Origin of the sequence: Pseudanabaena sp. 'Roaring Creek' (assembly GCF_001402795.1) — a bacterium.
Classification (GTDB): Bacteria; Cyanobacteriota; Cyanobacteriia; order Pseudanabaenales; family Pseudanabaenaceae; genus Pseudanabaena.
In genome coordinates this window covers 1-6,154 of sequence record NZ_LIRE01000692.1, presented here as the reverse complement: position 1 = coordinate 6,154, position 6,154 = coordinate 1, and the positions used below count along the sequence as shown (strand labels likewise).

The window sequence follows — 6,154 nt, the reverse complement described above, 5'->3', positions numbered from 1 at the left end:
ATTAGATATCAATCGCTTGATTGAAAGTAATATCCCAACTTTCTCGAGCAGTAAATAAGCATAGCCTTCGCCAAATAATTAAAACCCAGAATCAAAACCTGTAGCGCGCAAGCTGCGTGTGCGCTACAGGTTTTGATTCTGGGTTTTATATTTAATTGCGCCTAGCCACTCATCTTCTTTTTGGAGTCGATGTCCTATTTTTTATAAATTATTTAGATTTATGGCGCTCTAGAGAACTCGGACATTAGTAATATAGCTGTTGCCAAGTGTACTAGGACATAAAACCCAAGAATTAATTGGCGGCGCGAAGCGCCGCCAATTAATTCTTGGGTTTTGATTTGTCCTAATTCAAGTGACTGTAGCTATAATTTTGATTTTTTATTTACCGAATTTGCGATAAATGCTCCCGTCAGTATAAAATACGGTAATTACACGATGATACAGTAGATTTATGGCGGCTTTAAACAACCCTGAAACTTCTAGCCAACCCAGTTTAGAGATTGCTCCATCATCAGATTTACCCCCTGTAAACACCGCTCCAAAAAGTGTTAGTCAAAAAATTAAGGGCGGAATTTTTTTGGTAGTAGGATACTTGCTCTCGCCCCTTTGCTGGTGGAACGATCTAATAATTAATTTGCCGATCGCCTATGGTTTTGGCTATGTAGTGGGTTTATGGCAAGCTAATTGGTTTTTTCCTGCGGCGATCGCTGGTTATTGGCTATCAAATTTGGTTGGTATTGTGCTCATGCAGATCGGAGCAAAGGATATGCTGCAAAATACGGTGAACAAGCGTAGTTTAAAGCAGGAAATTCTCTCAGGAGTGATTACTTCAACCGCCTATACGGTGATAATTACGGCTCTAGTTTATTTTCACGTTCTCGATCTCAATGCAGTTTTGCCCATTGACCAGAAATTTAGTCTTGCTTTTCTGAATCCTCAAGGCTAAGGTTAGCTAGACATTACATTCATTACCTTTAACACTCTTTTAAAAAAAAATTTATCTAAGAAACCATTTAAGAATTACTTTCTGCGGTCAAAAACTCTAAGAGATCCCCCTCAATCCCCCTTAAAAAGGGGGAAGAATTTAATTCTCCCCCCTTTTTAAGGTGGGCTAGGGGGGATCTATCCAATTCTTAAATGGTTTCTAATTAAGCTTCAATCAAAAACTTCAACATTTCTATTCTATTTATTGCTCAATTTATTCTTTAGTCTCCTACTCATATGAATTATTTTTTGCTGACGGGCTTTAGTTTCATTGTCGGAACGGTGGTGGGATTGACAGGAATTGGCGGGGCTTCATTAATTACTCCAATGTTAATTTTTATATTTAATGTGCCTGCGGCGATCGCTGTCGGCTCGGATATTGTCGCCGCGACAATGATGAAAGCTGTAGCAAGTATCAGTCATTGGCGGCAGGAAACCCTTGACACCCAAGTAGTAAAATGGCTCGCCTTCGGTAGCGTTCCAGGCTCTTTGTTAGGCGTTGCCATTCTCCACTTAATTCAATTCAATGGATGGAGTTTAGATTCATTTTTGCTACCTTCCATCGGAGCAACGATCTTTTTCGTGACGATCGCAGGTTTAATTCAATTAATACTGACTACTTTTGCCCCAAATCTATCTCTGCCTTCTTTTCCCACTTTCGATCTAGAAACTACTAATGGCAAAATAAAAACTGTGATCGTTGGTTTTGTCTTAGGCTGTATGGTGGGCTTGACCAGCGTTTCCTCTGGTTCGCTGTTTGCTTTAGTGTTGATGACCTTCTTTAAGCTAGATTCGCGTAAACTAGTAGGGACAGACATCACTCAAGCCGCAATTTTGCTCGGATTTACCTCCCTCGGACATCTTAGCCTCGGTACTGTTGATTGGCATATTGTATTGCCAATTTGGCTCGGTTCTGTCCCAGGAGTTTTATTGGGAGCGAAACTATGCCAACTAGCCCCTCAAAGGTCTTTGCGCTATTTGATTTTTGTGATTTTACTTGCTGTGAGTTGGAAGTTAATCCATTCTGTATAGTGAGCCAAAAGATAAGTGATAGCGCGAAGCGCCCCCACTTATCTTTGAGAGTTTAAACATAAAACCTAGAAGAGAGTACCGCCCGCGTAGCGGGCAGTACTCTCTTCTAGGTTTTATGTTTAATTATGCCGAACTACTTATTTAAAGGAAAAGAAGGGAAATAACTGATAAGTTTGACTCTCGTAGAGAATGTAGATTCCCAAAGCGATGAGCACAAAAGGCACGATCGCATCGCCATACTTCTCTAAGAATTTGGTAATCGCAGGATGACGGCTGAATTGGAATGCAGCATAACACCAAACAGCAATCATAACCAGAAAAGTCGTGATCGTCACCGAGAGGGTAGCCGCATTACTACTGGCAAATAGAGGAATGTAAACTCCAATATTATCTCCTCCATTAGCAAAGGTAACTACCGCCACATGATAGGTCTGCGGAGAGAGCCATAGGGATTTTTTCTTTCCCCCGTGAGGATGAGTTTGGACAGTTAATTTTTCTGTTTTTGGCAATAAATGCTTAATTCCAATGGCGATCGGTAATATTCCCAATAAGCCGATTAATTTGCGATCAATAATTAGAGCGCCAAAATAAGCTGGCAAACTGGCAAGAATTATAACCGTAAAGCCAAGATATTGCCCGATAACAATATGTCGAGGGCGAAATTTGCTATCAACCTGTGCGAAGAAAATAGTTAAAACTAGAATGTCATCGATATTGGTCGCAGTAAATATAGTAATCGCAAGTGCTACAGTACCGATTAGCCATTCCATAATTCAAATTCAGATGGATAAATGATTAGAATTGCAATTCTAAATTGCAATTTAGAATCGTAGTTTAGAATTGCAATTTAGAATTGCAATTTCACCGATCCATTTTACCGTGATTCGAGGCTGAACTAAGCTGAACTAATACCAATTCACTGAAGTGAGCCAACACTTCAGTGAACTAAACACCAAACCCAGTAAGGTTTTGAGATTCCCAAAATGGCGTTGCCATTTTGGGAATTGGTATAAATTGATCGTTTGCCAATCGGGCTTATTTGCATCTATTTAGGGAGCTTGTCAATCAACCCTTTATATAAAGTTGTTAGTTGGGACTCGTTGAGAGGTTTGGTATTGTTCCAAGTGACAGAAACGCAATAGGATTTACCACTCTTTGATTGCAGTAACGTTGTGAAGTTGAGAACACCTGCATCGGAACCACCTTTAAAAGCAACTTTTGCCCATTCGGAGGGGTCTACAATTCCTGCATTAAAGGACATTAAAGGCAGATCCCCTACATCTTCTATTAGAGAACATAGTTCGCGAGTTGTAAAAATCCATTCGACATCAAAAGATACCTTGGGATTATTGATAAAGTCAGAAATATCTGGTAATGGCTGACGTGAGATAGATTCTAAGATCTTGAGGCGATCGCCAGTATTGGCAAGCCGATATTTTTGCAAAAGATCGGAGTTTTTGGAGCCCCGCAATGTAAACATTTCGCGAGTTTTGAGTAATGGTTGGTTTCGCGAGCTGAAGCGTTCTACTTCTCCTCTGCCTACTAAATCGATCAAAGTATCTGAAGCGGTATTGTCGCTAAGGGAAATCATCAACCCCGCCAAGGTTTGTACGGTTAGGAGTGAACCTGCCGACCAAGATTGGAGCAAGCCAGTTGGGAAACTCTGTTGATCTGCTCGTAAAGCAATCACTTTATCCCAAGTGAGCTTACTTTCAGCAATTTGTTCTTTTAAAGCCTTGAGGACTGCTAGTTTAAAAGCAGAGCCGACCGCCATCGGGGCATCGGCACGAAGCCCCACTCGCTGGGTTTTACCTTCCGTTACCAATAAACTCACCTCTCCTTCTAAATTTTTAAAGCCTGACACAGCTTGATCGAGGGTTTGTTGCGGATTACCTAAAAAAAGCGCCGTAATTTTTCCTTCTGCATTTAGCTTGATTTTGATAGGGATATTTCCGCGATCGCAAACTGCCAGATAGCTGACATCTTTCCCCTGAAATTGACGACATTCGCCAACTGATAATTTCCGACTAGCGATCGCGGCTTGAATTTGGGAAATTGGCACCTTGGCAATAAATTCAGGGGCGAACCATTCAGGATTTAGTTGCGGAGAATTTAATAGACGCGCGATCGCATTCTGATGCGAGGTCTCTGGCAATGGAACATTTTGTGATATTGAACTTGAGGATAAATTTGCGATTTGGGAAAACTCTAGGGCAGCTTGAGAGCGATCTATTGCAAAGGTCAAAAAGCTAGCTAAGCTAGAACATAGAGTTGCGAATACGACAAGATGAATTTTCATTTCTCTTTACCAATCTGAGCGATTTTGTAACGATGTAGTTTGGCATAGCAAAAAAAAAGACCAGAGCACATTGTCCATATTGCAGGCGGTATGAGCTTCTAGGGTTTAAGTTTACTCATGCTTAGCTGCATACAAAACTATCACTTTTTGGGAGTTCTACAAGCGACTCAAATCTAAACCAAAAAACTTTTTGAAAGTTTCTTGGTTTAGATTTGAGTGTGGAGCGCTGTAGCATATAACGTTGATTTGGCGGTATTTGAGAATGATGTAGAATTATTTTTCAATAGCTCAATAACAATGATATCCAAGACTCAATGACGCTCGAACAATTAAGGATTTTTCTGGCAGTAGCCGAACATTTACACTTTACTCGCGCCGCTGAAGAACTATATATCACTCAGCCTGCTGTTAGTGCCGCTATCCAAAGTCTAGAGCAATGTTATGGAGTTAAGCTATTTCATCGGATTGGTCGCCATATCGAGATCACAGATGCGGGGATCTTATTACAGATAGAAGCGACAGATATTCTCGATCGCGTCCAATTGATGGAAAGAGGTTTACGCGAGTTAAACGATTTACAACGGGGTGAGCTGAAGTTAGGAACCAGTTTGACCATTGGCAACTATTGGTTGCCCGCAAAGATTAGCCAATTTCAAGAGAAATATCCTAACATTTCTATCAAATGCACCCTTGCCAATACTGAAGAAATTTGTGATGGAACCGCCGCAGGTTTATTCGATCTCGGCTTAATCGAAGCCGAGGTCAAGCCCCCTCTGCAAAAAATCCTCGAACAAGAAGAAATTGCTAGCGATCGCCTATTAATCGTAGTTGGCAAGGCACATCCTTGGTACGATCTCCAAGAGATTACGATCGATGAAATTAATGATACGGCGTGGGTAATGCGGGAGACTGGTTCGGGGACACAACAGGTGTTTGAACAGGCTTTACTGAGGTGGGGGATCAATCCTACACAGCTAAAAATTATGCTTGTCCTCAGTAGTGGGGAAATGGTAAAAGCGGCGATCGAGAGTAGCGTCAGAGCAGCCGCAATTTCAGAACTGATGGTACAAAAGGAATTTCAGTTAGGGACATTGCGAGAAGTCAGGGTAGTGAATGGCGATCGCTTTACCCCCTTAAATATTAACCGTCCCTTTCTCAAGCTTACCCATAGTCAACGATTTCAAACTCGGATCGCAAAAGTGTTTGGCGATATCCTGCGTCAATAAAATATCAATAAAATATCAATAAAATAAGGTCAGACTCAATCAGGAACAACTAGGTTCATTTGTTCTAAGGGAGCTGCAAAAACGTAATAGATAACTCCCGCACCGATGAGCGTAATGGCGAGACTGAACAAAACAACCCAGCGATCGGGTGGCTCGAAGGTGTCTGCGTCAATATCACGCCGTACGGCAAAATAGTGATGGGTAGAAAGCCACACTGTCAGCATACCAATAATGGAAAATGCTAATCCTAGCTTCCAACCATTCCCTGGGGTAGGAAGCATCGGTGGACGTAAAATGCGCAACCGTACGACAATTACCCCAACACCTAACAGAGCGATCGCCATGCGCATCCATGATAAATATGTTCTCTCGTTGGCTAAATGATCGCGCACGCGATTGGGATTCTGTTTCCCTAACAAAGATGTCTCAGATGTCTCACCGACATTCTTTTTGGGCTTAAATAATAGCTGCATTACTGAACTTCGAGTTGTATAGTTTTTTGCGAAGGAATGATTATTCATCAAAATTATATAGGAATATATCGAAAAAAATGCAATATTTCTATCTCTTGATTAAAAGAATTCTTTTATAAGTAGTTCGGCATAATTAAAAA

At 41.2% G+C, this 6,154-nt stretch carries 6 protein-coding genes; 3 read left to right on the top strand and 3 right to left on the bottom strand.

The annotated features are described in order from the left end of the window. Positions 1-451: 451 nt before the first annotated feature. Both AC805_RS19660 and AC805_RS19655 read left to right on the top strand, forming a co-directional pair. On the top strand, positions 452-946 hold the full coding sequence (locus tag AC805_RS19660; protein ID WP_231663810.1) for a hypothetical protein: 495 nt from the start codon (positions 452-454) through the stop codon (positions 944-946). Between the two features lie 275 nt (positions 947-1,221). Then, entirely contained in the window at positions 1,222-2,016 is a 795-nt protein-coding gene (locus AC805_RS19655) for a sulfite exporter TauE/SafE family protein (protein ID WP_055076973.1), read from the top strand. A gap of 137 nt (positions 2,017-2,153) precedes the next feature. Here the strand turns inward: AC805_RS19655 and AC805_RS19650 are convergent, their stop codons facing one another. Both AC805_RS19650 and AC805_RS19645 read right to left on the bottom strand, forming a co-directional pair. After that, positions 2,154-2,786 carry a cadmium resistance transporter gene (locus AC805_RS19650; RefSeq protein ID WP_055076972.1) on the bottom strand — a complete coding sequence of 211 codons (633 nt, stop codon included), beginning with the start codon at positions 2,784-2,786 and terminating at the stop codon, positions 2,154-2,156. A 275-nt stretch (positions 2,787-3,061) separates the two neighbouring features. Then, entirely contained in the window at positions 3,062-4,315 is a 1,254-nt protein-coding gene (locus AC805_RS19645; RefSeq protein ID WP_055076971.1) for a serine hydrolase, read from the bottom strand. A 314-nt stretch (positions 4,316-4,629) separates the two neighbouring features. On the opposite strand from AC805_RS19645, the gene AC805_RS19640 reads away from it, so the two are divergent. Further along, complete coding sequence (locus tag AC805_RS19640; RefSeq protein ID WP_055076970.1) at positions 4,630-5,541, top strand: LysR substrate-binding domain-containing protein; 912 nt, start codon at positions 4,630-4,632, stop codon at positions 5,539-5,541. A 35-nt stretch (positions 5,542-5,576) separates the two neighbouring features. Here AC805_RS19640 and AC805_RS19635 read toward each other — a convergent pair whose 3' ends face one another. Further along, entirely contained in the window at positions 5,577-6,014 is a 438-nt protein-coding gene (locus AC805_RS19635) for a YidH family protein (protein WP_055076974.1), read from the bottom strand. Between the last annotated feature and the right edge of the window lie 140 nt (positions 6,015-6,154).